20 protein-coding genes and 1 pseudogene are annotated in these 22,661 nt (G+C 66.5%); 11 read left to right on the top strand and 10 right to left on the bottom strand.

The window, feature by feature from the left end; genetic code table 11:
• Nucleotides 1-45: 45 nt before the first annotated feature.
• Nucleotides 46-897 (bottom strand): LysR family transcriptional regulator, encoded by an 852-nt coding sequence (locus tag AC3WTC_RS17985; RefSeq protein ID WP_492712141.1) that lies wholly within the window; start codon nt 895-897, stop codon nt 46-48.
• Nucleotides 898-1,058: 161 nt separating this feature from the next.
• On the opposite strand from AC3WTC_RS17985, the gene AC3WTC_RS17980 reads away from it, so the two are divergent.
• The 4 genes from AC3WTC_RS17980 (at nt 1,059) to betT (ending at nt 4,361) form a co-directional block, all read left to right on the top strand.
• The gene (locus tag AC3WTC_RS17980) at nt 1,059-1,412 is read left to right on the top strand and encodes an SMR family transporter (protein ID WP_059064403.1); all 354 of its coding nucleotides are present in this window, start codon (nt 1,059-1,061) and stop codon (nt 1,410-1,412) included.
• Complete coding sequence (locus AC3WTC_RS17975; RefSeq protein WP_032975307.1) at nt 1,412-1,732, top strand: DMT family transporter; 321 nt, start codon at nt 1,412-1,414, stop codon at nt 1,730-1,732. Before AC3WTC_RS17980 ends, AC3WTC_RS17975 begins: the two co-directional genes overlap by 1 nt.
• Nucleotides 1,733-1,799: 67 nt before the next feature.
• Nucleotides 1,800-2,180, top strand: a complete 381-nt coding sequence (locus AC3WTC_RS17970; protein WP_025878561.1) for a VOC family protein — start codon at nt 1,800-1,802, stop codon at nt 2,178-2,180.
• A gap of 201 nt (nt 2,181-2,381) precedes the next feature.
• Nucleotides 2,382-4,361, top strand: a complete 1,980-nt coding sequence (betT, locus tag AC3WTC_RS17965) for a choline BCCT transporter BetT (protein WP_492712140.1) — start codon at nt 2,382-2,384, stop codon at nt 4,359-4,361.
• Between the two features lie 69 nt (nt 4,362-4,430).
• Here betT and AC3WTC_RS17960 read toward each other — a convergent pair whose 3' ends face one another.
• Nucleotides 4,431-7,052: a TonB-dependent receptor gene (locus AC3WTC_RS17960; RefSeq protein ID WP_492712139.1), complete on the bottom strand. Its 2,622-nt coding sequence runs from the start codon at nt 7,050-7,052 to the stop codon at nt 4,431-4,433.
• Between the two features lie 220 nt (nt 7,053-7,272).
• On the bottom strand, nt 7,273-8,250 hold the full coding sequence (locus AC3WTC_RS17955; protein WP_492712138.1) for a zinc-binding dehydrogenase: 978 nt from the start codon (nt 8,248-8,250) through the stop codon (nt 7,273-7,275).
• Nucleotides 8,251-8,733: 483 nt separating this feature from the next.
• On the opposite strand from AC3WTC_RS17955, the gene AC3WTC_RS17950 reads away from it, so the two are divergent.
• From AC3WTC_RS17950 to AC3WTC_RS17935, 4 genes are all read left to right on the top strand, one after another.
• Nucleotides 8,734-11,061 (top strand): ribonucleoside-diphosphate reductase subunit alpha, encoded by a 2,328-nt coding sequence (locus AC3WTC_RS17950; RefSeq protein ID WP_223497264.1) that lies wholly within the window; start codon nt 8,734-8,736, stop codon nt 11,059-11,061.
• A 74-nt stretch (nt 11,062-11,135) separates the two neighbouring features.
• Entirely contained in the window at nt 11,136-12,176 is a 1,041-nt protein-coding gene (locus AC3WTC_RS17945; protein WP_492712136.1) for a ribonucleotide-diphosphate reductase subunit beta, read from the top strand.
• Between the two features lie 13 nt (nt 12,177-12,189).
• Nucleotides 12,190-12,669, top strand: a complete 480-nt coding sequence (locus tag AC3WTC_RS17940; protein WP_033832177.1) for a flavodoxin — start codon at nt 12,190-12,192, stop codon at nt 12,667-12,669.
• On the top strand, nt 12,641-12,967 hold the full coding sequence (locus AC3WTC_RS17935) for a thioredoxin family protein (protein ID WP_032975313.1): 327 nt from the start codon (nt 12,641-12,643) through the stop codon (nt 12,965-12,967). The genes AC3WTC_RS17940 and AC3WTC_RS17935 overlap by 29 nt, the downstream gene beginning before the upstream one ends.
• Before the next feature lie 93 nt (nt 12,968-13,060).
• Here AC3WTC_RS17935 and AC3WTC_RS17930 read toward each other — a convergent pair whose 3' ends face one another.
• Entirely contained in the window at nt 13,061-14,392 is a 1,332-nt protein-coding gene (locus tag AC3WTC_RS17930; RefSeq protein ID WP_492712135.1) for an Nramp family divalent metal transporter, read from the bottom strand.
• Nucleotides 14,393-14,509: 117 nt separating this feature from the next.
• On the opposite strand from AC3WTC_RS17930, the pseudogene mntR reads away from it, so the two are divergent.
• A pseudogene (gene mntR / locus AC3WTC_RS17925) lies at nt 14,510-14,968 on the top strand (manganese-binding transcriptional regulator MntR); the annotation flags it as partial.
• Between the two features lies 1 nt (nt 14,969).
• Here the strand turns inward: mntR and AC3WTC_RS17920 are convergent.
• The 3 genes from AC3WTC_RS17920 to fabR form a co-directional block, all read right to left on the bottom strand.
• The gene (locus tag AC3WTC_RS17920; RefSeq protein WP_025878572.1) at nt 14,970-15,518 is read right to left on the bottom strand and encodes a thioredoxin-like domain-containing protein; all 549 of its coding nucleotides are present in this window, start codon (nt 15,516-15,518) and stop codon (nt 14,970-14,972) included.
• Complete coding sequence (locus AC3WTC_RS17915; protein WP_492712134.1) at nt 15,508-17,667, bottom strand: TonB-dependent receptor plug domain-containing protein; 2,160 nt, start codon at nt 17,665-17,667, stop codon at nt 15,508-15,510. Before AC3WTC_RS17915 ends, AC3WTC_RS17920 begins: the two co-directional genes overlap by 11 nt.
• A 196-nt stretch (nt 17,668-17,863) precedes the next feature.
• A complete protein-coding gene (fabR, locus tag AC3WTC_RS17910; protein ID WP_492712132.1) occupies nt 17,864-18,520 on the bottom strand; it encodes an HTH-type transcriptional repressor FabR in 657 nt (218 codons plus the stop codon).
• 92 nt (nt 18,521-18,612) lie between these two features.
• Here fabR and AC3WTC_RS17905 point away from each other — a divergent pair, with 92 nt between their 5' ends.
• The gene (locus AC3WTC_RS17905; RefSeq protein WP_051584920.1) at nt 18,613-19,683 is read left to right on the top strand and encodes a ferredoxin reductase; all 1,071 of its coding nucleotides are present in this window, start codon (nt 18,613-18,615) and stop codon (nt 19,681-19,683) included.
• 13 nt (nt 19,684-19,696) lie between these two features.
• A complete protein-coding gene (locus tag AC3WTC_RS17900; protein ID WP_025878576.1) occupies nt 19,697-20,845 on the top strand; it encodes a fatty acid desaturase family protein in 1,149 nt (382 codons plus the stop codon).
• 4 nt (nt 20,846-20,849) lie between these two features.
• Here the strand turns inward: AC3WTC_RS17900 and AC3WTC_RS17895 are convergent, their stop codons facing one another.
• The 3 genes from AC3WTC_RS17895 to AC3WTC_RS17885 are packed head-to-tail and all read right to left on the bottom strand — an operon-like array spanning nt 20,850 to nt 22,389.
• A complete protein-coding gene (locus AC3WTC_RS17895; protein ID WP_033831318.1) occupies nt 20,850-21,188 on the bottom strand; it encodes a tetratricopeptide repeat protein in 339 nt (112 codons plus the stop codon).
• On the bottom strand, nt 21,188-21,763 hold the full coding sequence (locus tag AC3WTC_RS17890) for a flavin reductase family protein (RefSeq protein WP_025878578.1): 576 nt from the start codon (nt 21,761-21,763) through the stop codon (nt 21,188-21,190). Before AC3WTC_RS17890 ends, AC3WTC_RS17895 begins: the two co-directional genes overlap by 1 nt.
• Complete coding sequence (locus tag AC3WTC_RS17885; protein ID WP_492712129.1) at nt 21,760-22,389, bottom strand: superoxide dismutase; 630 nt, start codon at nt 22,387-22,389, stop codon at nt 21,760-21,762. Before AC3WTC_RS17885 ends, AC3WTC_RS17890 begins: the two co-directional genes overlap by 4 nt.
• Nucleotides 22,390-22,661 lie beyond the last annotated feature (272 nt).

The following is a 22,661-nucleotide window of genomic DNA, read 5'->3' as shown; positions in this document are numbered from 1 at the left end:
GGCAACCACGGGGCAAGGGGATGCCGGCCAGCGGCCGGCACTACCTCACCCCAACGCCTGGGCCCACCACAACGCTGCCGGCCCCGGTGGCGTATCGCGGCGCCACACCAGGTCGCTGTGGATGCGCCTCGGCCAGCCCGGCACGCGCAGTTCCAGCAGGCGGCCCCGGTCGTAGCGTTGCACCAGCGCACGCGGTAGTTCGGCCCAGCCGATGCCGTCCTCGGCCATCTCCATCACCATCAGGTAGTCCGACGCGGTCCATGCCGGCCCGCTGATCGGCGGTGCGTGGTCGACCTGCGCACTCAGCCGCACCTGCCGATGCCGGGCCAGTTGCGCCGCCGCACGCACGCCGGCCTGCGCCAGCGGATGGTCGCTGGCCACGTACACCGCCAATTCGCTGTGGTGGGCCAGGGGCTGGGCCACCAGCGCATCGGGGTACTGCGCCTGGCGCGGCAGCAGGCCGAGCCCGGCGCGGCCAGCATCCACCAGTTCCAGCACGTCGCGCCCCTCGGCATCCAGCCATTCCAGCTCGATCTCGGGAAATGCCTCGGCAAACCGCTGCAGCACACGTTGCGCCGGATCGAGCTGGTAGACATCGGAGAACACCACGGTCAGGCGTGGCTCCACGGGTGCGGCCAGGCGCACGCTCAGTTGCTGCAGGCGCGCGTCGGCGGCAAGGATTTCCTGCGCGTGGCCCAGCACCTGCCGGCCGGCGTCGGTCAGCTGCGGATAGCGGCCGCTGCGGTCGAACAGAACCATGCCCAGGTCCGCTTCCAGATGGGCAATGGCAGTGCTGACCGTGGACTGGGTCTTGCGCAGCCGGCGGGCGGCCGCCGAGAACGAGCCCAGCGCGGCAGCCTCGACGAAGGCCTGCAGGGATTCGGGAGAATAGGGCATTGATCCATCGCTCCTGTCGATGGAATCCATTTTGATACCACCGTAAAAGACGATGATACTGGCCGCCGTCGCCCCTGTCTGCGGGGGCGTTCCGGATCATCCACGCACGGCGTGGATCTACTGATGACGGGGCGCGGTCCCCGTCGCGCAAGGAGCTTCACATGTCCCGTACTGTTCCCGCCCGTGGCGCCTTCGTCGCCTGGGCCTGCCTGACCGTGGCGATCGTCGCCGAAGTGGTCGGCACGTCCTTCATGGCCCATGCCGCCCGCGATGGCGGCTGGACCGGCTATGTGGTGATGGCCGCCGCGCTGGCGCTGTCCTATTACTTCCTGGCGCTGTCGGTGCGCCGCATCGCCGTCGGCGTGGCCTATGCGGTGTGGGAAGGCCTCGGCCTGACCCTGCTGACCGTGGTCGGCATCAGCGTGTTCGGTGAGAGCCTGTCGCTGCAGCAGCTGGCCGGTCTGGTGCTGGCGGTGGTCGGCATCGTCTGTGTCACCCTCGGGGAGGCGCACTGATGAACTTGATGGCCTTGTTTTTCGTGATCTGCTCGGCGCTGATCGATGTGGCCGCCAACATGATGGTGGCCAAGTCCGATGGCTTCCGTCGCTGGCGTTGGGGTGTCGGCGCCATCGTGCTGGTCTGGATCGCCTTCGCCCTGCTGGGCCAGGCCGTGCGCTACATGGACCTGGCGACCGCCTATGCGATGTGGGGCGCGATCGGCGTGATCGGTACGGCCACCTGCGGTCGCCTGCTGTTCGGCAACCGCCTGCGCCCGATCGGTTGGATCGGCATCGGCCTGGTCACGGCGGCCGTGCTGCTGCTCAGTACGGCGTGATCCCGGCTTGATTGCGGCGATCAGTGAGGTGGCCGACACTTGGGCTTTCCCGCAACGGAGTGCCCGCATGTTCAGTCACGTCACCGTCGGAACCAACGACATGGCGGCTTCCCGCCGCTTCTACGATGCCTTGTTCACTGCCATCGGCGGTCGCGCAGGCGTGTTCGATGACGAGGGCAAGCTGGTCTATATCAAGGATGGACGGATGTTCATGGTCATCCCGCCCATCGATGGCGAGGCGGCGTGCCATGCCAACGGCGGCACCATCGGCTTTGCGCTGGCAGACCCGCAGGCGGTGCATGCCTGGCAGGAAGCGGGGGTCGCCCACGGCGGTACCGCGGTGGAAGACCCGGCCGGCGTGCGGCACAAGGCCGGGCGCCAGTTGTACCTGGCCTACCTGCGTGATCCCGACGGCAACAAGCTGTGCGCCGTGCATGTGATGGGGTGAATCGTCGGTGCCGGACGCGGCGTGTCGTAATCGGACCAAAGTGACAACGCCGCCCGGCACGCCCGCCGGTCTGCAGGCGCGCGCGTAGCACGGAACACCGGCCGTTCAAGCCTGCGCGGTGCCACGACTTCATCCTGTGTCCACTGCGATTCAGCCAGAATCCGGCGGCTTACTCTTTGATCGATCCGGAGATGGCTGCCCATGGAAGCACTGGAGCCTCAACATCAGCCGGTGCGAACCCTGCGGCCCGTCTTCGCCTTCGCGGCGATCGTTGTCGTTGCCTTCGCACTGTTCGTCAGCCTGTATCCGATCGGCGCCGGTCGCCTGCTGGTCAAGGCGCAGGACTGGGCCGCGCTCAACGTCGGCTGGTACTACCTGCTGGCGATGACCCTGTACCTGGTGTTCGTGGTCGGCGTGGCGCTGTCCAAGTACGGAGGCATCAAGCTCGGTGCCGACCATGACGAACCGGAGTTCAGCTACCTCTCCTGGGCCGGCATGCTGTTCGCAGCAGGCATCAGCATCACCCTGTTCTTCTTCTGCGTTTCCGAGCCGCTGACCCACTACCTGCAGCCGCCGCAGGGTGATCCGGCCGCCGGCGAGGCCGGTGCGCGCCAGGCCATGCAGCTGCTGTTCCTGCACTGGGGCCTGCATGGCTGGGGTGTGTTCGCGCTGGCGGCGATGGCGATGGCCTATTTCGCCTACCGGCACAACCTGCCTTTGGCATTGCGCTCTGCGCTGTATCCGCTGATCGGCAAGCGCATCAATGGCCCCATCGGCTATACCGTCGACGCCCTGGGCATCGTCGCCACCGTGTTCGGCATCGGCGCGGACATGGGCTTTGGCGTGCTGCATCTCAACGCTGGGCTGTCGCACCTGTTCCACGTGCCGCACTCGAACATGGTGCAGATCCTGCTGGTGGTGGCGATGATGGGCGCGGCGGTCGCGGTTGCCGTGTCCGGCGTGGAGAAGGGCGTGCGCTGGATGGCCAACATCAACATGCTGCTGGCGATCGCGTTGGTGCTGTTCATGCTGTGCGCCGGCCCCACGCAGTACCTGCTCAGCACGCTGATGCAGAACCTGGGTGACTACCTGGGCAGCGTGGTGGGCAAGAGTTTCGACGTGTACGCCTATGGCGGCCGGCCGGAATGGCTGGGCGGCTGGACGGTGTTCTACTGGGCCTGGTGGATCGGCTGGGCGCCGTTCGTCGGCCTGTTCATCGCGCGCATCTCGCGCGGCCGCACCATCCGCGAGTTCGTGTTCGGCGTATTGCTGATCCCGCTCGGCTTCACCCTGGCGTGGCTGTCGATCTTCGGCAACAGCGCGCTGGACCAGGTGCTGCACCATGGCCAGCAGCAGTTGGCGCAGCTGGCGGTGGATGACCCACCGACGGTGCTGTATGCGTTGCTGGATGGCTACCCGTGGAGCAAGGCGGTGATCGGGGTGACCGTGCTGGTCAGCTTCATCTTCTTCGTGACGTCGGCCGATTCCGGGGCGGTGGTGCTGTCTACGCTGTCCTCGCATGGCGGTGCGCCGGAGGACGATGGCCCGCGCTGGCTGCGCGTGTTCTGGGGCACGGTGATCGCGGTGCTGACCGCCGGCCTGCTGCTGGCGGGCAGCATCGATGCGCTGAAATCCGCAGTGGTGCTGGCCTCGTTGCCGTTCTCGGCGGTGCTGCTGTTGATGATGTGGGGCCTGACCCGCGCCTTCAGTGACGAGTCGCATCGCAAGCGCGCGCAGCAGTTCAGGCCATCGCCGCTGATCGGCGATGACCGCCACCACCAGGGCTGGCGCCAGCGCCTGACCCAGGCCATGCACTTCCCGGTACGCGACCAGGTGTACCGCTTCATGGATGACACGGTGAAGCCGGCGATGGAGGCGGTGGCCGAGCAGCTGCGCGAGCAGGGCTGGGACGTGCAGACGCGGTTCGAAGCGGGCGACATGGAGCTGTCGGTCAACCACGGCGAGCAGCAGGACTTCCAGTACCGGGTGATCCTCAGTGGCTACCTGACCCCGTCCTTCGCCGCGCAGCAGCTGCGCAACCAGCGCTACTACCGCGCCGAAGTGCATCTGTACGAGGGTAGCCAGGACTACGATCTGGTCGGCTACAGCCGCAAGCAGATCATCAACGACATCATCAGCCAGTACGAACGGCACCTGCAGTTCCTGCACCTGAGCCGTTGATGCAGCCACGCCGGGCATGGCCCTTGCCTTTGGGGGGTGCGGACCGTTGGTCCGCACCCTCCTGTTCAATCAGAACCGGTAGCGCGCGCCCAGCGAAACGAACTGCCCGCGCAGGTTGTACTGGCTGATGTCGAAGCCGTTGGAACCGCCGGCCGGATCGAACGGCGGGTCCTTGTCGGTCAGGTTCAGCACCGACAGCGACAGCGTGGTCTTCGGAATGCCTTCATAGGCCACGTACAGGTCCAGCTGGTGGTACGGCTTGACCCGATCGCGCAGGCCCGGATTGCTGGTGGCCGTGGCTACGCGCTGGTCATAGCCGCTCACGTACTGCAGGCTCAGCGTGCTGCTCCAGTCGCCCACCGCCCAGTTCAACGAAGTGGTGCCGCGGGTGCGTGGCAGCGCGCCATGGCGGTTGTTGCCGGCGCCGTCATAGGGCGCCTGGCCGGCTACCAGCGGCTGTTTGAAGCTGAGCAGGTGGGTCCAGCTGCCGGCCACGGTGAAGTTGCCCCAGCCCTCGGTGCGGAAGGTACGGTTGGCTTCCAGGTCGATGCCCGAGGTGGTCAGCTCGCCCTGGTTGGCGTACTGGTTGGTGATGATCTGGATGCGGCCCTGCGCATCGCGCTGCACGCGACCGGGGAACAGTCCTGGGTTGTCGACGATGAACTGCGCGCTGTCCGGCTTGACCAGGTTGTCCTGTTCGATGCGGTACCAGTCCAGGCCGATGCTGGAATCGGCATCGGGTGACCACACGGCGCCGACATTGAGGTTGCGCGAGCGTTCGGCCTTCAGGTCCGGATTGCCGGTGCGCAGGTTGGTCACGCCGCGGCTGCCGCCGGGCTGCAGCGGATCGAACGGGTCGACCACCGAGCCGTAGCTGATGGTCTGCCCCGGTGCGATCTCCGGCAGCGACGGTGCACGGAAACCACGCGAGAACGAGCCACGCAGCAGCAGGCTGTCCAGCGGTTGCCAGCGCAGCGCGAACTTCGGCGAGAATGCCTTGCCGAAGTCATCGTAGTGGTCACCGCGGCCGGCCACCTGCAGCTCCAGGGTGCGATGCAGCGGCACGCTGAACTCGGCATAGGCGGCACTGACCTGGCGCTCGCCGTCGACGATGTTGATCGCCGGGCGCAGTTCGGTACCGGACAGCACCTGCGCACTGGTGCGCGCGTCCAGCGATTCCTTGCGGAATTCCGCGCCCCAGGCGAAGCCGATCGCACCCGCCGGCAGTTCCCACAACGAGGTCGATGCCTTGACGTTGAGCGAGTGCAGCTTGTACCAGCCCGGGCGCTTGGTCTGCAGGCGCAGATCGTCCAGTGCGCCCGGCGTGCTGGACGGATCGAGGAAGTTGTAGCTGCCGTCGCGCAGGATCTGCTGGAAGGCGTAGCGGTCAACGAAGTTGTCCACGTACTCGCGCTGCGCACTCTGCGAGGTCAGTGCGGCCACTTCCCAGTCCCAGCGTTCGCCGTTGCCACGTACGCCGGCCAGGGCGCGGTAGAACACCTGGGTATTGTCCTTCAGACGCGGGCCGAGATCGAAGAAGGTGTACTCGAACGGCAGTGGCGTGCTGCCCGGATTGTTCGGATGGCCGACCGGCAGGACAGCGGCGATATCGGTCAGCGTACCGGTGGCGGGATTGTAGGCACGCAGGCCCGGGCCCACCGTCAGCGGGGCGCTGAAGATCTGGTCGGCCTTGTTGTGGCTGTACAGCACGTCGGCGAAGGCTTCGACGCTGTCACTGAAGCGATAGGTCGCGCTCAACGATGCCTGCAGGCGCTCGGCGCCGGGCTGCAGGGTCTTGAACGGCTGCGCGTTGAAGGCGCAGGCCTGGCCGGGCAGGGTGCTGCCGAAGTCGCTGTAGGGACGCAGCTCGCTGCCCTCGGGGCAGGGCGAGAACGGCTGCGGTGCGCGCGGATTGGACAGCCAGTTGCCACCGGCGGTGGACCAGCCGGCGAGGCGGCCACCGGGCTTGTCGCGGAAATCGCCGTCGCGGGTGTACGCGCGCTGGTCGGCGTCGAGGCGGTCGCGCTTGAGCAGGTCCAGCCCGAACAGCACGTTCCAGCCTTGCTGCTCGAGGTCACCGAAGCCGGCCAGCAGGTTGGCCTTGCGCTCGTTCAGGCCGCCCTGGGTGGCGGTGCCGAAACCAGCGCCGACTTCCACGCCCTGGAAGTCGCGACGCAGGATGATGTTGATGACGCCGGCGATGGCGTCCGAGCCGTACACCGCCGAGGCGCCATCCTTCAGCACTTCGATGCGCTCGACCGCGCTGATCGGCAGCGCATTGAGGTCGACGAAGGTGTCCTGGGTGTTGAGCGCGAAACCGAAGTTGGCCACGCGGTAGCCGTTGACCAGTACCAGCGTGTTCTTCGGTGACAGCCCGCGCAGGCCGATCGAGGCCGATCCCGCAGCGAAGCTGCCGGTGTACTGCTCGTCGAAACTGTTGCCGGCGTTGGCCGACAGGTTGCGCAGCACGTCGGTAAGGGTGGAGCGGCCGGTCTGCAGGATCTGCTCGCGGGTGACGACCTGCACCGGATTGGGACCGGCGGTGTCGCTGCGCTTGATGTTCGAGCCGGTCACCAGCACGGTGCCGAGGGTGGTGCTGTCCTTGCCGGTGTCGGCGGTTTCAGCGGCGCCGGCGTTGCCAGCGACGAGGGCCAGCGCGACCGCGCTGGAAAGCAGGGTGGTGCGATACATGGAAGCGACTACGCCAAACGGTGGAGGAGCCGTCAGTACCGCACGCGGGTGAGTGCACCTTCCAATGACGAAAGCGCATTCAGTTATACATCACAGGTTCTTAACGAAAGTCGGCGGCCTGGGTGCGGCAGACCATCCCGGTGGGTGCGGACCGTTGGTCCGCACGCTCCTGCAGGGTCAGAGCCCTTCCCTTTCGGAAAGGGATCCGACCCCGTGGGCATCACGCGCGCAGCAGCACCTTGCCATTGCGGCCCGAACCGGCGCCGGCTTCTGCCGCCTGGGCGATGTCGTCCAATGCGAAGGTCTGCTCCACCGGCAGGGTCAGTTCACCCCCGGCCGCACGCTTCAGCAGTTCACCCACCAACCGCCGCTTGTCTTCCACCGCCATTGCCTGGCTGACCTTGCTGCCCCAGAAGCCCTTCACCGTGGCTTCCTTGTAGATCAGGCCGCCGGCGGGAATGCGCATCGGTTCGCCGCTCATCACACCGAAAGAGACCAGGGTGCCGTGGTGGCCGAGCAGGTCGACCAGGTCGCCGCTGGCATCGCCACCGATGGAGTCGACTGCAGCAGCGGCCTGCGCTTGCCCGGTGGCTTCGCGCACGCGGTCCTTCCAGCCGTCCACCGAGGTATCGAACACGTGATCGATGCCCAGTGCCTGCAGTTGCGCCACGGCCTCGGCATTGCGCACCAGGTTGGCCACGTGCACGCCGCGCGCCTTTGCGAGCATCGCCAGCGATTTGCCGACGGCACCGTTGGCGGTGTTCTGCACGATCCACTGGCCCTGCTCGACGTGCAGGAATTCCAGCAGCATCAGCGCGCTCAGCGGCATGGCGATCAGCTGTGCGGCCATTTCATCGGCGATCGCGTCCGGCATCGGGATCACCATCCGCGCCGGTGCGATGAACGCCTCGGCCCAGGTGCCGTGCACCGAGGCGGCGGCAACCCGCTGGCCGATCTGCAGGCCGTCGACGCCTTCGCCGAGCGCATCGACCACGCCCAGTGCTTCGCTGCCGCCGATCGCCGGCAGCGTCGGCTTGTAGCCATACAGGCCACGCACGGTCAGCAGATCGTGGTTGTGGATCGAGGCCAGCACGGTGCGGATGCGTACTTCGCCGGGACCGGGTTCGGGCAGTGGGGCATCGGCAACGGCGAGGACCTGGGCTGGATCGCCGAAGGAGGAGTACAGGGCAGCGCGCATGGGCGGTGTTCCAATGAAAGTTGAAGTTGTACCGAACTGGGGATGCGCCCGGCGTCGACAAGGCCGCGCACGTGCAACACGGCATCCTGCGACCGATGGTCGCGACGGTGCGCAATTACCGCATCTTGTGTTGACGGCTCGGAATATCCCCACTATGTTGTGGCTGTCACTCCCGGTCAGCCGCCGCCGCCGGACATGCAGCAAACGTCCCGCGGCCCGCCCCTGAAGGCTTGCCGTGTCGACGCGGCCGCCACCGTGCGGACGCAGGTCGCCCCCCACGGCCCGGATACCGGCCGCAGGCGCAGGCAGATGCCGACGACCTGTGTTCCCGCCCCTTGGCACTTCACCCGTTCGCCCCGTGCGCCGGTATCGCGTGCAGGGCCGCCATGGCATCGGGCGCCGACGCGCGCACGAGCCTGGAGTTCCACCACCATGACCGACAGTACCTTCCGCGTGGCCGACCTGGCCGGCGCCGGCGACGCCATGCGCGCCAGCGGCGAGCGCGTGCCGACCTGGATCACCAAGGAAGCCGGCAATCGTCGCTTGCCGTTCGATGCGGCGCGCCTGCTGCGCAGCATCGATACCATCCACGCCGAGCTGCCGCAGCTGGATGTGGCCGACTATCGCCGCGTGGTGCTGGCGATGGTCGAACGCAAGCCCAGCATCAGTGCCGATGATCTGGTGGATCTGCTGATCCGCGAAGCGGAATCGCGCGTCGACCTTGTCGCGCCGCAGTGGGAACAGTTCGCTGCACGCCTGTACCTGCGCCGGCTGTACAAGCGCGCCAGCCGCAACCGCTTCTACGATGTCAGCCTGAAGTACGGTTCCTACGTGGGCCTGCAGGAAAGCCTGGCCGACCGCGGCATCTACAGCAATGACATCCTGCGCTGCTATTCGAAGGAAGAGCTGCAGCAGGCCGGCGAGATGATCGACCCCGAGCGCGATCGTCTGTTCGCCTACAACGGGCTGTACCTGCTGGCCACGCGCTACCTGGCTACCGATCGCAGCCGCGAGGTGTATGAGCTGCCGCAGGAGCGTTGGCTGACCATTGCCCTGTACCTGATGCAGAACGAGGGCGGGGCTGGTGAGAGCGGTCGTGTGCGCCGCATGCAGCTGGTGGGCGAGGCGTACTGGGCGTTGTCCAACCTGTACATGACCGTGGCCACGCCGACCCTGGCCAATGCCGGCAAGGTCGGCGGCCAGCTGTCGAGCTGCTTCATCGACACGGTGGACGACAGCCTGCAGGGCATCTATGACTCCAACACCGATATCGCCCGTGTGTCCAAGCACGGTGGTGGTGTGGGTGCGTACCTGGGGTACGTGCGCAGCAGTGGCGCGCCGATCCGCGGCGTGCCCAACTCGTCCGGCGGCGTGGTGCCGTGGATCAAGCAGCTCAACAACACTGCGGTGTCGGTCGACCAGCTCGGCCAGCGCAAGGGTGCAGTGGCGGTGTACCTGGACATCTGGCACCGCGACATCGAGGCGTTCATGGACCTGCGCCTGAACAACGGCGACCAGCGCCTGCGTGCGCATGATGTGTTCACCGCCATCTGCGTGCCGGACCTGTTCATGGAGGCCGTCGAGCGCCGTGCCGACTGGTACCTGTTCGATCCGCACGAGGTGAAGCAGGCCAAAGGCTGGTACCTGCAGGATTTCTACGACGAGAAGCGAGGGCAGGGCAGCTTCCGTGACCGCTACGCCGAGCTGGTGGCCGACGAACGCATCAGCCGTCGCACGGTGAAGGCGATCGACCTGTTCAAGCGGATCATGCTCAGCCAGCTGGAAACCGGCAACCCGTTCCTGTTCTACCGCGACGAAGTGAACCGGAAGAACCCGAACAAGCATGCGGGCATGGTCTATTCCAGCAACCTGTGCACCGAGATCCTGCAGAACATGAGCCCGACGCGGATGATCCAGGAGATCGTCAGCGGCGACCAGATCGTCACCACCCGCCGCGCGGGCGACTTCGTGGTCTGCAACCTGTCGTCGATCAACCTCGGCCGTGCCATCACCGCCCCCGAGGATCTGCTGGCCAAGGATGTGCTGGAACGGTTGATTCCGATCCAGGTACGCATGCTCGACAACGTGATCGATCTCAATGCGCTGCCGGTGCCGCAGGCCACCATCACCAACCGCAAGTACCGCGCCATCGGCCTGGGCACGTTCGGCTGGCACCACCTGCTGGCACAGCAGGCGATCCATTGGGAATCGCCCGAGGCCGAGGAACTGTCCGATCGCCTGTTCGAGCGCATCAACTTCCTGACCATCCAGGCCAGCGCGCAGCTGGCCAAGGAGAAGGGCAGCTATCCGATGTTCGCTGGCAGCGACTGGCACAACGGCAACTATTTCCGTGACCGCGATTACAGTGGCGCGGCTTGGGACAGTCTTGCGCGCGAGGTAGCGACCAACGGCCTGCGCAATGGCTGGCTGCTGGCGGTGGCGCCGAACATGAGCACCGCGCAGATCGCCGGGTCCACCGCGTCGATCGATCCGATCTACAGCGCGTTCTACTACGAGGAAAAGAAGGACTTCCGGCGGCCGGTGGCCGCGCCTGGCCTGTCGCTGGAAACCTGGCCGTACTACGAGAAGGGTGCCTACAAGGTCGACCAGTTCGCCAGCGTGCGGCAGAACGCACGCCGCCAGCGCCATGTGGACCAGTCGATCAGCTTCAACCTGTACGTGCCCAGCACGATCCGCGCCAGCACCCTGCTGGAGCTGCACCTGAGTGCCTGGCGGGAAGGGTTGAAGACCACCTACTACGTGCGCTCCAACGACATCGACATCAGCGAGTGCGAGTGGTGCTCGAGCTGACCAGCCCGACCCCTCGGTGGTAGTGCCGGCCGCTGGCCGGCAACCCGTCAGCAGCAGAACGAAGGCAGAAGACCATGGCAACACCCCTGGACCGCATCAAGATCCTCGAACCGCGCCACCCCAACCGCAGCACCGGCATCATCAACGGCCGCACCAGCGGCATCCTGAACTGGAACGACATTCCGTACCCGTCGTTCTATCGCGCCTACAAGGAGCTGTCGACCAACTTCTGGATCCCCGACGAAGTGGACATGAAGGTGGATGCACGCCAGTACGGCGAGCTCAACGCGCGCGAGAAGAACGCCTACGATTCCATCATCGGCCTGCTGGCCACGCTGGATTCGCCGCAGACGCGCTTCATCTACAACGTCGCCGAGTACATCACCGATCCGGCCGCGCACGCCAACGCGGCGATCATCGGCCAGCAGGAGGTGATCCACAACGAGAGCTACAGCTACGTGCTGGCCTCGATCACCGACCTGCCCAACCAGAACCGCATCTTCGAGATCGCCCGCACCCATCCCACCATCATCAAGCGCAACGCGCCGATCATGGGGGCCTATGACGATTTCATGCGCGAGAAGACTGCCGAAACCCTGCTGAAGTCGTTGATCCAGTCCTCGATCCTGGAAGGCATCAACTTCTATTCCGGCTTCGCGTACTTCTACAACATGGTGCGGCAGAACCGCATGAACGGCACCGGCAAGATCATCAGCTTCATCAACCGTGATGAGCTGGCCCACACCAAGTTCATCAGCGAGCTGATCCGCGCCATCATCGGCGAGAACCCGGAACTGCAGACCAACGAGCTGACCGCCTACGTGCACCAGTCGTTCGAACACGCCATTGAACTGGAAACCCAGTGGTCGGCGGAGGTGCTCGATGGCATCGATGGCATCGACGTGGACGAGATGGTGCGCTACGTGAAGTACCGCGGCAACAAGATGGCCGGCATGCTCGGCATCGAGCGCCTGTACAGCGACACCACCGACAACGTGATGCCGTGGATCAAGGCCTACGCCGACAACTTCACCGAGACCAAGACCGACTTCTTCGAGATGCGCAATGCAAGCTACAAGAAGACCAACGTCGACAACGGCTTCGACGACCTCTGAGCGCGGCCCGGCGCTGCGCATCCTGATCGTGGTGGCGTCGCTCAGCGGCAACACCCGTGAGCTCGGCCGGCACATCGCCGCGCGTTGCCGGGCCGCAGGCCACGCCGTGCACTGGCAGGACGCCGACGACCTGCGCCAGGCCCCGCCGTTGCCGGTGGACGAGGCCGACCTGGTGCTGCTGGGCTGCTGGACCGACAACGCCGGGCGCACACCGTCGGAGATGAAGGCCTGGGTGGCAGGCATCGCCGAGCGCGGCCAGCGGCCGCGGCAGGTGGCGGTGTTCGGCACCGGTGAAACGCAGTGGGGGCAGGAGTACTACTGCGGTGCGGTGCACCGGCTGATCCGCTATTTCCACAGTGGCTACCCGCCGCTGGAGATCGAACAGATGCCACATGGCCGGCGGCATGCTGCGGCCATCGATACCTGGACCGATGCGGTCCTGGATCACTACTGGAGTACCACCGATGCAGATCATCGACGCCACCACGCCTGAGCAGTTCCAGCAGTTGCTGGCCGACCATCCACGCGTGCTGGTGGACTTCCACAAGGACCAGTGCCCGGGCTGCCGGATGCTGGACATGTCGCTGCAGCGGGTGGCCAGCGGCACTGCAGGGCAGGGCACGACCCTGCTGCGGGTGCAGCTGGAGGTGGTGGGCGAGGCGTTCTTCCGCGAGCTGGGCCTGCGGCAGACCCCTACGTTGTCGCTGTTCCTGGACGGTGACGAGCGCATGCGCATGCCGGGTTTCCAGTCGCCGCAGCAGATCGAAGCGGCCATCGCGGAGTTCCTGTAGCGCCGGTCATGCCACATCCACGCGTGGCGTGGATCTACTGCAGGTCGCCAGCGGTAGCGCCGGGCCATGCCCGGCGGATTCCCATCGCGCGGATCAACCGGCTGCGAACGTATCCACCAGCAGCTTCACGTTCAGCACCACGATCACCAGCGCGATCACCCAGGCAATGCCGCCCAGCCAGCGCGGTGCCACCAGCGCGCCCATCGTCACCTTGTCGGTCACGATGCGTACCAGCGGGATGATCGCGAACGGCAGCTGCATGGACAGCACCACCTGGCTCAGCACCAGCAGCTTCACCGCGCCCTGGTCGCCGAACAGCATGATGACCACCACCACCGGAATGATCGCCAGCGCGCGGGTGATCAGCCGCCGCAGCCACGGCGGCAGGCGCAGGCGCAGGAACCCTTCCATCACGATCTGCCCGGCCAGTGTCGCGGTCACGGTGGAGTTCAGGCCGGAGGCGAGCAGTGCCACCGCGAACAATGTCGAGGCCAGGCCGACGCCCAGCATCGGTGCCAGCAACTGGTGCGCCTGCTCGATGTCTTCCACGTCGAAGCGGCCGTTGGCATGGAACACCGCCGCCGCCAGGATCAGGATGCTGGCGTTGATGAACAGCGCCAGGGTCAAGGCAAAGGTGCTGTCGGTCACCGCCCAGCGCAGCGCGCTGCGACGGCCTTCATCGGTGCGTGGATAGGCACGGGTCTGCACGATGGAAGAATGCAGGTACAGGTTGTGCGGCATCACCGTGGCACCGATGATGCCGATGGCGATGTACAGCGCACGCGGATCGGTGACCACCTGCGCGCGCGGAATGAAACCGCCCAGCACCTGCATCACCGGCGGCGCGGCCAGCGCGATCTGCACCATGAAGCAGCCGAAGATCACCAGCAGCAGTGCGATCACGAAGGCTTCCAGCGCGCGGAAACCGCGGTTCATCAACAGCAGCACCAGCAGCGTGTCCAGCGCGGTGATCACCGCGCCCCACAGCAGCGGCAGATCGAACAACAGTTTCAGCGCGATGGCCGTGCCGATCACTTCGGCCAGGTCGCAGGCGATGATCGCCGCTTCGCACAACGCCCACAGCGCCAGGTTCACCGGCTTGGGGTAGCGCGCACGGCAGGCCTGCGCCAGGTCCATGCCGGTGGCGATGCCCAGCCGTGCCGACAGCGCCTGCAGGATCACCGCCATCAGGTTGGAGATCAGGATGACCGACAGCAGCAGATAGCCGAACTGTGAGCCACCTGCGAGATCGGTCGCCCAGTTGCCCGGATCCATGTAACCCACCGACACCATGTAGCCGGGGCCCAGGAACGCCAGCAGCCGGAACCACCAATGGCCCTTTTCGGGCACGGCGATCGACGCGTTGAGCGCACCCAGGCTGGCCGCGGTGGAGGCCGGAGAGTCGGTGGGCGCGACAGTGTTCATGGCTGCCAATATAGCCACTGCTATATCGCATAGCAATGTGAAACAATCGTCTTTACTGCGTCACTGGTCCAGAATTCAGGTTCGCACCCGGATGACAACTGCAGGACAGGCACACGCGTGGGCAAGACGGACGATTCGACATCGCTGAAAAGCACCCCCTTGATCGAGGCCGAGCGCCAGGTCGAGAGCTTCCGGCAAGTGCGCGAAGCACACCGGATGGAGCTGGTGGAGGATTATGTCGAGCTGATCTCCGACCTGCTGGCCGACGGCGGCGAGGCCCGCCAGGTCGACATCGCCACCCGCCTCGGTGTGGCCCAGCCGACCGTGGCGAAGATGCTGCGCCGGCTGGCCCGCGATGGCTGGGTGGTGCAGCGCCCGTACCGCGGCGTGTTCCTGACCCCGGAGGGCGAGGCGCTGGCCCATGCCAGCCGCCAGCGCCACCAGACCGTGGAGCGCTTCCTGCTGGCGCTGGGCGTGGACCCGGATACCGCGCGACGTGATGCCGAGGGCATCGAGCACCACGTCAGCCCGGCGGGCGCGTTGCAGCCTCACGCATTTCGCCGGGCATGGCCCGGCGCTACCGGGGTTGAACGCCGTCATCGGGGCAGTGCGCCTGCTGTTGCGCACATGCCCGCTTCCACCATTCCTGCAATACCGGTTGCAGCCCGCGGTAATGGCGCCCCTGCCAACCATTGGCCAGCACCGTGCCCTGCGCATCGATCAGCACCAGGTTGGGCGGGGCCGGGCCCGCCAATGCCTGCAGCGCTGGCATGCGCTGCGCACGACGCGGGTCCAGCACCGGCCACGGCATCTGCTGCAGGTGCATGTAGCGCCGCAACGCCGCCTCGCTTTCATCCAGGCTGACATACACCACTTCGGTATCGGCGCCGGCCTCGCGCAGCGCGTCGCGCACGCCGCGCAGGGTCGGCACGAAAGCGTGGCAGGGCGCGCACCAGTCGGCGCCGAAGTACAGCGCGATCAGCGTTGGCGGTGGCGACCACTGCATCGGGCGCAGGGCACGTGGCTCAGGCCGCATCAGCGAGGCGGAGACCTGCGCATGCAGGTCGGCAGCCACTGCCGGCCATGCCAGTGCCAGCAACAGCGCGGGCAGCCAGCTAGAACGCATAGCGCAGGTTGACGTACCACGAGCGGGCGAAGCGAGGACCGTACACGTAATCGCTGTCGCGCAGCGCACCGCTTTCCAGATCCTTCTGCCGCTGGTCGAACACGTTCTTGACCCCCGCCGCCACCGACACTTCCTGCTGTGCCTGCGCACCCAGATGGCGATGCCAGCGCGCGCCGAGGTCGGTGACCAGGAAGGCGCGGGTGCGATGCAGCTCGCCCAGCCGGTTGTTGAGCACCGGCATCGATCCGGTGTGGCGCAGCGCCAGGAACGTCTCCCAGGGCTCGGCCGGCATCCAGCTGAGTTGGGCCAGGCCGGTCCAGCGCGGGGTTTTCAGATAGTCGCGGCTGTCGATGACGGTGTCGCCGCCGTCGGCGGTGTCGTCGAAGATGCGCTGCGGCTCGCGGAACTGCGAGCGGTACCACGATGCGCCGGCAGTCAGCCGCCACTGCGGGGAGGGCTGCCAGCCGAGGTTGGTTTCCACGCCCAGCACGTTCGAGCCGGAGGCGTTGTAGCGCAGCTGCGTCAGCTGGCCATCATCGCCGCGCTGGATCTCACCCAGCGCGAAGGTATCGCGGATGCGTGCGTAGGACGCGGTGGCATCCCAGCTCCATACCGGGTCGGCCGGGTCGGAGCGCCAGTCGAACCCGAACAGGGTGGTCAGCGCGCGCTCCTCCTTCAGGCCACGGGTGTTGCGCACGCGCACCTGCTCGCCGCCGAGGGTATCGACGTGGACATCCTCGACGAAGATTTCCGGCGCACGGAAGCCGGTGGCGATGCCGGCTCGCCATTTCAGCCGTGGCGTGGCCTGCCAGGCCAGGGCGATACGCGGTGAGAACACGGCGCTGTCCAGTTCCGAACTCTTGTCCACGCGCGCGCCCAGCACCAGGTCGACGTCCTCGCGTACGCTCCATTCGTCCTGCACGAACGCGCCGAGGTTGTGGAAGGTTGCATCCTCGAGCACGGCCAGGCGCTGGCCGGCACCATCGCGATTGTCGTCACGCAGGCCCTCATGCTTGTACTGAACGCCGAACGCCAGCGTGTGTGCACCCAGCCGCCAGTTCAACTGGCTGTCGATGTAGTGCAGCGGGTTGTGGGTGCGCCCGTACTGGCGCCATGAGCGTGATGCGGCGCTGCCCGGTACGTTCGGGTCCAGTTGCGAAGGATCGTAGCCGGGTGCGGACGGATCGGTGACCACGTCGCCGAGTCCGCCATAGAAGCTGTCGCGGTCGATGTCGGCGAAGGCATAGGCCAAGCGGAAGTCGACGTCGCCGCTCACCTCCTGGTCCCATGACAGGCTGCCGCGGCGGTAGTTCGTGTCCAGCGATTCGGCGATGTTGGCCAGGTGTTCGGGCTGGTCCAGGCGGTTGCCACCGCGACGGCTCTCATCGGTCACCTGCAGGTCCAACCGCAGGCGCGTGCCCGGAGTGGGCGCATACCAGGCCTGCAGGCCACCGACCTTGAGGTTCTTGCGGGTGATCTCGGTATAGCCGTCGCCGTTGTAGTCGATGCCGCTGTTCCAGTTGCGCTGGGCGATCACCGACAGTCCCGCGTCGGCTTCGCTGGCGACCAGATCCAGGCGCACGTCGGCGTTCTTCTGCGGCGTGCCCTTCAGAACATCCACGCCCGCCTGCACATGGCCGCCGCTGCGTGCCGGCAGCGGCGGAACCAGATTGATGACACCGGCTACGGCGCCCGGCCCGTACAGCGACGAACCACCGCCCTTGACCACTTCGATGCGGTCGACGAAGCCGGCGGGAATCTGTTCCAGCCCATACACACTGCCCAGCGTGGACAACAGTGGAATGCCATCGAACAGCAGCTGGTTGTAGGCACCGGGAAGGCCCAGCAGCTGCACTTCGCTGGTGTTGCAGTTCTGGCAGTTGCTCTCCACCCGCAGGCCGTTGATCAGCTCGACCGCGCGGGAGAAGTCGGTGGCGGCGCGCAGGGCGATGTCCTCCTTGCGCAGTACCTCGGTGCGGATCGGCACGTCCGACAGCAGGCGTTCGCTGCGGGTGGCCGTGCTGACTTTCACCTGCACGCGGTCCAGCTCGGTAGGCGAAGGCGGTGCGGCGAATGCGGTCACCGGCAGGGCGGCGGCGATACCGGCAGCCAGCGGCAGCCGGCGGAGAAGGGAGGCAGCAATGCGCATGAGGGCGTCGTCCTTGGGGAGGGAGGGCGGCGAGGGCGACCTGGCTGGCGCACATGAAAGCAGATGGTCATCAACATAGCAATTGCTATATCAGGGTCTCGACGCGTGCGTGAACCGTGGCCTTTACTCGAACGCAAGTGTTATAACATTACACAATGCGCGCGCAAGCGTGCCGGTGGTCATGCACCGGAAGGGGTCAGCCGCGGCGGAAGGCGGCGGGAGTGCGCGCGCCGACGATGATCATGCGGATCATCGTGGAGATCTGTTCGACCAGTTCCGGATCGTTCTCAGGGGGCTGGTCCATGGCCGAAGCGCCCATCGCAAACACCAGCCGGGTGATCGCCATCGACACCAGTTCCGGCTTGTACAGCACCGCGCCATCCAGTGCGGCCAGGCGCACCAGGTCATGCTGCAGTTCTTCTTCGAAGTAGTGCAGTTCGCGTTCGACCGCGTGCTTGAAATCGTCCGAGCCGACCGCGCCTTCGCGTAACAGTACGTGCAGCAGCTTGTCGTCGGCACGCAGCTGTTCCATGAAGGTTTCCACCGACACGCGTACCACGCTGGTGGCGCTGGACGTAGCGCGCTGGCGGGCTTCACCGATGATGGTGCGCAGCGAGCGCCCAGCCACGTCGATCAAGGCGACGGCCAGTTCGTCCATGTCGCGGAACTGGCGGTAGAAGCTGTTGGGTGCGATGCCCGCCTCGCGCGCGACTTCGCGCAGGCTGAGGGTGGAGAGGCTGCGATGCGGGCCGATCAGTTTCAACGCGGCGGCCAGCAGATCCTCGCGGCTCACCGTACGGCGGGCCGGGCTGCTGACATCTTCAGGCGGAGACAGAACGGTGGCGGCGGCCATGGTACTTCCGGAGGGGCAAGGCTGAATCATACCCAATCCGGTGCAATATACACATGTATACACAGCTGTGTGTGCGGCCGTATAGTGCATCCATGAGCGCTGTCGTCCGTCCTTCCCTGTTTTCCCCGTACCGCTGGCTGTCGCCGTCGCTGTTCGACTTCTGGGCGGGCCAGCTGAATCCGTTGTGGACCCTGCGTGAGCCGATGGCCCGCCTGGTACGGCGCGAGCCGGCCGGCGAGGGCGCCGCCACCCTGGTCCTGCGCTGCAACCGGCACTGGGCCGGGATGCGCGCCGGCCAGCACGTCACCCTGGGCGTCGAGCTTGAGGGGCGTGTATTGCGCCGCAGCTACAGCCCGACCCGCCTGGGCCGTCGTGAGCTGGCCATTACCGTCAAGGCGGTGGAAGGCGGCAAGGTCAGCCAGCATCTGGTAGCGCATGCCAAGCCAGGCGACCTGTTCCGGCTGGATGCGGCCTTCGGTGATTTCCACATGCCCGCCGCAGCGCCGGTACTGCTGCTGGCGGCAGGCAGCGGCATCACGCCCATGCGCAGCCTGCTGCGCGACGCCTGCCAGCGCCCGCTGGCGGCGCCGGTCGACCTGTTCTACTGGGAGCGCAGCGCCGCGGCGTTCCAGTTCCGTGATGAACTGCAGGCGCTGGCCGCAGCGAACCCGAACCTGCGCGTGCATCTGCTGACCACCCGCGAAGGCGAGGTGCCGGCCGCGCGCATCGATAGCCACACGTTGGCCGTTGCCGGTGACGACACCCCGCTGGCGCAGCGCCATGTGCTGGCCTGTGGCCCGGATGGCTTCGTTGCCGCTGCGCGCACGCGGCTGGCGCAGCAGGTGGCCGGTTTCCAGGCTGAAGCCTTTACGCCGCCTGCGGCACTCAGTGATGCCGACAGCCTGGGTGAGGTCGCATTGACCCTGGCCCGCAGCGGCCGGCGGCTGATCGTGCCGCGTGGCCGCTCGTTGCTGGAGAGCCTGGAGGCGCAGGGCATCGCGCCCAAGCACGGCTGCCGCATGGGCATCTGCAACAGCTGTACCTGTGAACGCGTCAGTGGCACCACCCGCCACCTGCGCACCGGCGATACCCAGTCCGAAACGGCCGTGCCGGTGCGGATCTGCGTGAGCGCGCCGACCACCGACCTGACCCTGGATCTCTGAGGACTCCGCTGCCATGACCCGCGCTACCGACCGTGCCCTGAGCCCTGCCGAGATGCAGACGTTTGGTGAGGAACTCGATGCGATCCGCGACCGTGTGATCGGCAGCCTCGGCGCCTCCGACACCCGTTACATCCGCCGCGTCGCAGCGGCTGTGCGCTGGTCCGGCGTGCTCGGCCGCAGCCTGCTGTTCCTGGGCGCGTTCTCTCCGTTGTTCTGGGCGCCGCTGCTGTGGCCGGCCTGCATCGCCGGCACGCTGCTGCTGGCGCTGGCCAAGATCCTGGAAAACATGGAACTGGGCCACAACGTGATGCACGGCCAGTACGACTGGACCGGCGATCCCAAGCTCAACGGCAACACCTACGAATGGGACATCGTTGCCACCGCCGACAACTGGCGCAAGACCCATAATTTCCGCCACCACACCTACACCAACGTGCGTGGCATGGACGATGACATCGGCTATGGGCTGCTGCGCATCTTCCCGGAACAGCGCTGGAAGCCGTTCTACCTGCTGCAGCCGATCATCGCACCGATCTTCGCGCTGCTGTTCCAGTGGGGCGTGGCGGCGCAGGACCTGCGCCTGGGGCGCTGGTTCAAGGGCCGCATCAGCAGCCGTGCGATGTGGCTGCAGACCCGTCCGGTGGCCCGCAAGATGATCCGCCAGGTGCTGAAGGACTACGTGTTCTTCCCGCTGCTGGCCGGTCCGTTCTTCCTGCCGGTGATGCTGGGCAACATGGTGGCCAACGGCCTGCGCAACATCTGGACCTACGTGATCATCTTCTGCGGCCACTTCACCGCCGAATCGGAAACCTTCCCGAAGGAATGCCTGCGCAATGAATCGCGTGGCCACTGGTACCTGCGCCAGCTGCGCGGTTCGTCCAACATCAGCGGCGGTTTCGTGATCAACGTGCTGTCGGGCAACCTCAGCCACCAGATCGAGCACCACTTCTACCCGGACCTGCCGGCCAACCGCTATGCGGCCATCGCCAAGGAAGTGAAGGAAATCTGCCGGCGCTACGGCCAGCACTACAACAACGGCTCGCTGCCGCGGCAGTTCACCCAGGTGGTCTGGCGGATCCTGCGCCACGCGTTCCCGAGCAAGCCGCGCCGCCTGCCGATGCCGGACATCATGCCGGCACCGGCGTCGGCCAACGCCGGCTGAGTCTTCAGCCGGCCTTCGCCAACAGCGCAGGTGAATCGCGATCGAGCCTGCGCAGGAACACCTGCATTTCCTTGCGGGCCTGCTGGTCGCCCTTGCTGCCGGCCACGCTGAGCCCGCGCTGCCACGCTTCGCGCGCCGCCTGCGGCTGGCCACCGGCCAGCCAGGCCTTGCCCAGCAGCTTCCACGCCGCCGAATAGTCCGGGTCCAGCACCACGCAGCGGCCCAGATGGGTGGCTGCGCGCACCGGGTCGCCGGCATCCAGCCAGCTCTTGCCCAGGCCAAAGCGCAGCAGTGCGCTGTCCTTGCCGGCGGCAAGCATCCTCTCCAGCGTTTCGATGTCCATCAGCGCACCTCCAGCAGGGTTTCCACCGGTCCCGCCTGGAAGCGGCCGCGATGGAACAGCAGTGGTGCACCGCCTGCTTCCTGCACATCGACAATGCGCCCGGCCAGCAACAGGTGATCGCCGACCGGCCACTGCGCGTGGCGGGTGCAGGTGAGATGGATCACGGCACCGGCGATACGCGGTGGCGCGTCTTCGCCGTCGTCCAGCAAGGGCACATCGGTGAATCGATGGCGCACCTGCGGATCGGCGAACCGGCGCGCCAGGGCTTCCTGGCCAGCGCCGAGCACGCTGATCGCAAAGCGGGTGGCGCGCTGGAACGTGGACAGGCTCTGCGCATGCAGGGCGAGGTTCCACAGCACCAGTGGCGGCTGCAGCGAGATCGGCACGAACGAGTTGATGGTCAGCCCCTGCGGTTTTCCCTGTGCGTCGCGGGCGCAGACGATCGCCACGCCGGTAGGGAAATGGCCGAGCAACCGCCGCAGCGCACGCGGTGGCAGGCTGACCGATGGCACCGGTGCCGGAGCGGGGAACACCCCCGCCCACGGCCCGGCGTATGCACCGGAGTCCGCGTTCATGCTGCCCTGGCCTGGTGGTAGCGCCGGCCGACCTCGGCCCAGTTGATGAGGTTGAAGAACGCGCAGATGTAGTCCGGGCGACGGTTCTGGTAATGCAGGTAGTAGGCGTGCTCCCAGACATCCAGGCCAAGGATCGGGGTGTTGCCGGAGGCGCCCACCGCCGCGCCCATCAGCGGGCTGTCCTGGTTGGCGCTGCTCTCGACCTGCAGGCGGCCATCGCGATCGACGGTCAGCCACGCCCAGCCACTGCCGAACCGGGTCTGCGCGGCCTTGCTGAAGGTTTCCTTGAAGGCGTCGTAGCCACCGAGGTCGCGATCGATGGCCGCGGCAAGCTCGTCATCGGCGGTGCCGCCATTGGCGCTGAGCACGGTCCAGAACAGGCTGTGGTTGGCGTGGCCGCCGCCGTTGTTGCGCACTGCACCGCGGATCGATTCGGGCAGGGCGTCGAGGTCGGCGATCAGGGTTTCCACGGGCTGTGCCGGCAGGCCCGCCTGTTCCAGCGCGGCATTGAGGTTGTTGACGTAGGCCTGGTGATGCTTGCTGTGATGGATCTCCATCGTGCGCGCATCGAAGTGCGGCTCGAGGGCGTCGTAGGCATAGGGGAGGGCGGGAAGCGAGTACGGCATCGAGACAGTCTCCGTGGGGAAGGCCAGGGGTATGGCCGTGGGGAGACTGTTATCGCACCTCAACATTGGTTGAGGTCAAGCGGGGTGGTTGAAAAGAGGGCGCTGTCGGCGCGTTGACTGCCCCGGGGTCGCGTGGGCGGATGGGCCCATGCAGGTCCGCCCACGCAGGACAGGTCCACGCGCCGGCGCGGAGGCGACATCAAAGGCGAGAGCAGAAGCAGCAGGGTAGTGCCTGTCTCTTCTCCACATCTGACGCTGCCGACGAAACAGAC

This window comes from Stenotrophomonas sp. FW305-C-20-S1 (assembly GCF_058783335.1).
This window is presented reverse-complemented; position numbering and strand designations above follow the sequence as displayed.

What these genes read in the sequence shown, in the direction of transcription:
- betT (WP_492712140.1), top strand. Translation starts at nt 2,382, where the DNA reads ATGGAAGCACTGGAGCCTCAACATCAGCCGGTGCGAACCCTGCGGCCC.
- AC3WTC_RS17970 (WP_025878561.1), top strand. Translation starts at nt 1,800, where the DNA reads ATGTTCAGTCACGTCACCGTCGGAACCAACGACATGGCGGCTTCCCGC.
- AC3WTC_RS17935 (WP_032975313.1), top strand. Translation starts at nt 12,641, where the DNA reads ATGCAGATCATCGACGCCACCACGCCTGAGCAGTTCCAGCAGTTGCTG.
- AC3WTC_RS17950 (WP_223497264.1), top strand. Translation starts at nt 8,734, where the DNA reads ATGCGCGCCAGCGGCGAGCGCGTGCCGACCTGGATCACCAAGGAAGCC.
- AC3WTC_RS17980 (WP_059064403.1), top strand. Translation starts at nt 1,059, where the DNA reads ATGTCCCGTACTGTTCCCGCCCGTGGCGCCTTCGTCGCCTGGGCCTGC.
- AC3WTC_RS17920 (WP_025878572.1), bottom strand. Translation starts at nt 15,518, where the DNA reads ATGCGTTCTAGCTGGCTGCCCGCGCTGTTGCTGGCACTGGCATGGCCG.
- AC3WTC_RS17915 (WP_492712134.1), bottom strand. Translation starts at nt 17,667, where the DNA reads ATGCGCATTGCTGCCTCCCTTCTCCGCCGGCTGCCGCTGGCTGCCGGT.
- AC3WTC_RS17960 (WP_492712139.1), bottom strand. Translation starts at nt 7,052, where the DNA reads ATGTATCGCACCACCCTGCTTTCCAGCGCGGTCGCGCTGGCCCTCGTC.
- AC3WTC_RS17890 (WP_025878578.1), bottom strand. Translation starts at nt 21,763, where the DNA reads ATGAACGCGGACTCCGGTGCATACGCCGGGCCGTGGGCGGGGGTGTTC.
- AC3WTC_RS17895 (WP_033831318.1), bottom strand. Translation starts at nt 21,188, where the DNA reads ATGGACATCGAAACGCTGGAGAGGATGCTTGCCGCCGGCAAGGACAGC.
- AC3WTC_RS17945 (WP_492712136.1), top strand. Translation starts at nt 11,136, where the DNA reads ATGGCAACACCCCTGGACCGCATCAAGATCCTCGAACCGCGCCACCCC.
- AC3WTC_RS17905 (WP_051584920.1), top strand. Translation starts at nt 18,613, where the DNA reads ATGAGCGCTGTCGTCCGTCCTTCCCTGTTTTCCCCGTACCGCTGGCTG.
- AC3WTC_RS17930 (WP_492712135.1), bottom strand. Translation starts at nt 14,392, where the DNA reads ATGAACACTGTCGCGCCCACCGACTCTCCGGCCTCCACCGCGGCCAGC.
- fabR (WP_492712132.1), bottom strand. Translation starts at nt 18,520, where the DNA reads ATGGCCGCCGCCACCGTTCTGTCTCCGCCTGAAGATGTCAGCAGCCCG.
- AC3WTC_RS17955 (WP_492712138.1), bottom strand. Translation starts at nt 8,250, where the DNA reads ATGCGCGCTGCCCTGTACTCCTCCTTCGGCGATCCAGCCCAGGTCCTC.
- AC3WTC_RS17975 (WP_032975307.1), top strand. Translation starts at nt 1,412, where the DNA reads ATGAACTTGATGGCCTTGTTTTTCGTGATCTGCTCGGCGCTGATCGAT.
- AC3WTC_RS17885 (WP_492712129.1), bottom strand. Translation starts at nt 22,389, where the DNA reads ATGCCGTACTCGCTTCCCGCCCTCCCCTATGCCTACGACGCCCTCGAG.
- AC3WTC_RS17900 (WP_025878576.1), top strand. Translation starts at nt 19,697, where the DNA reads ATGACCCGCGCTACCGACCGTGCCCTGAGCCCTGCCGAGATGCAGACG.
- AC3WTC_RS17985 (WP_492712141.1), bottom strand. Translation starts at nt 897, where the DNA reads ATGCCCTATTCTCCCGAATCCCTGCAGGCCTTCGTCGAGGCTGCCGCG.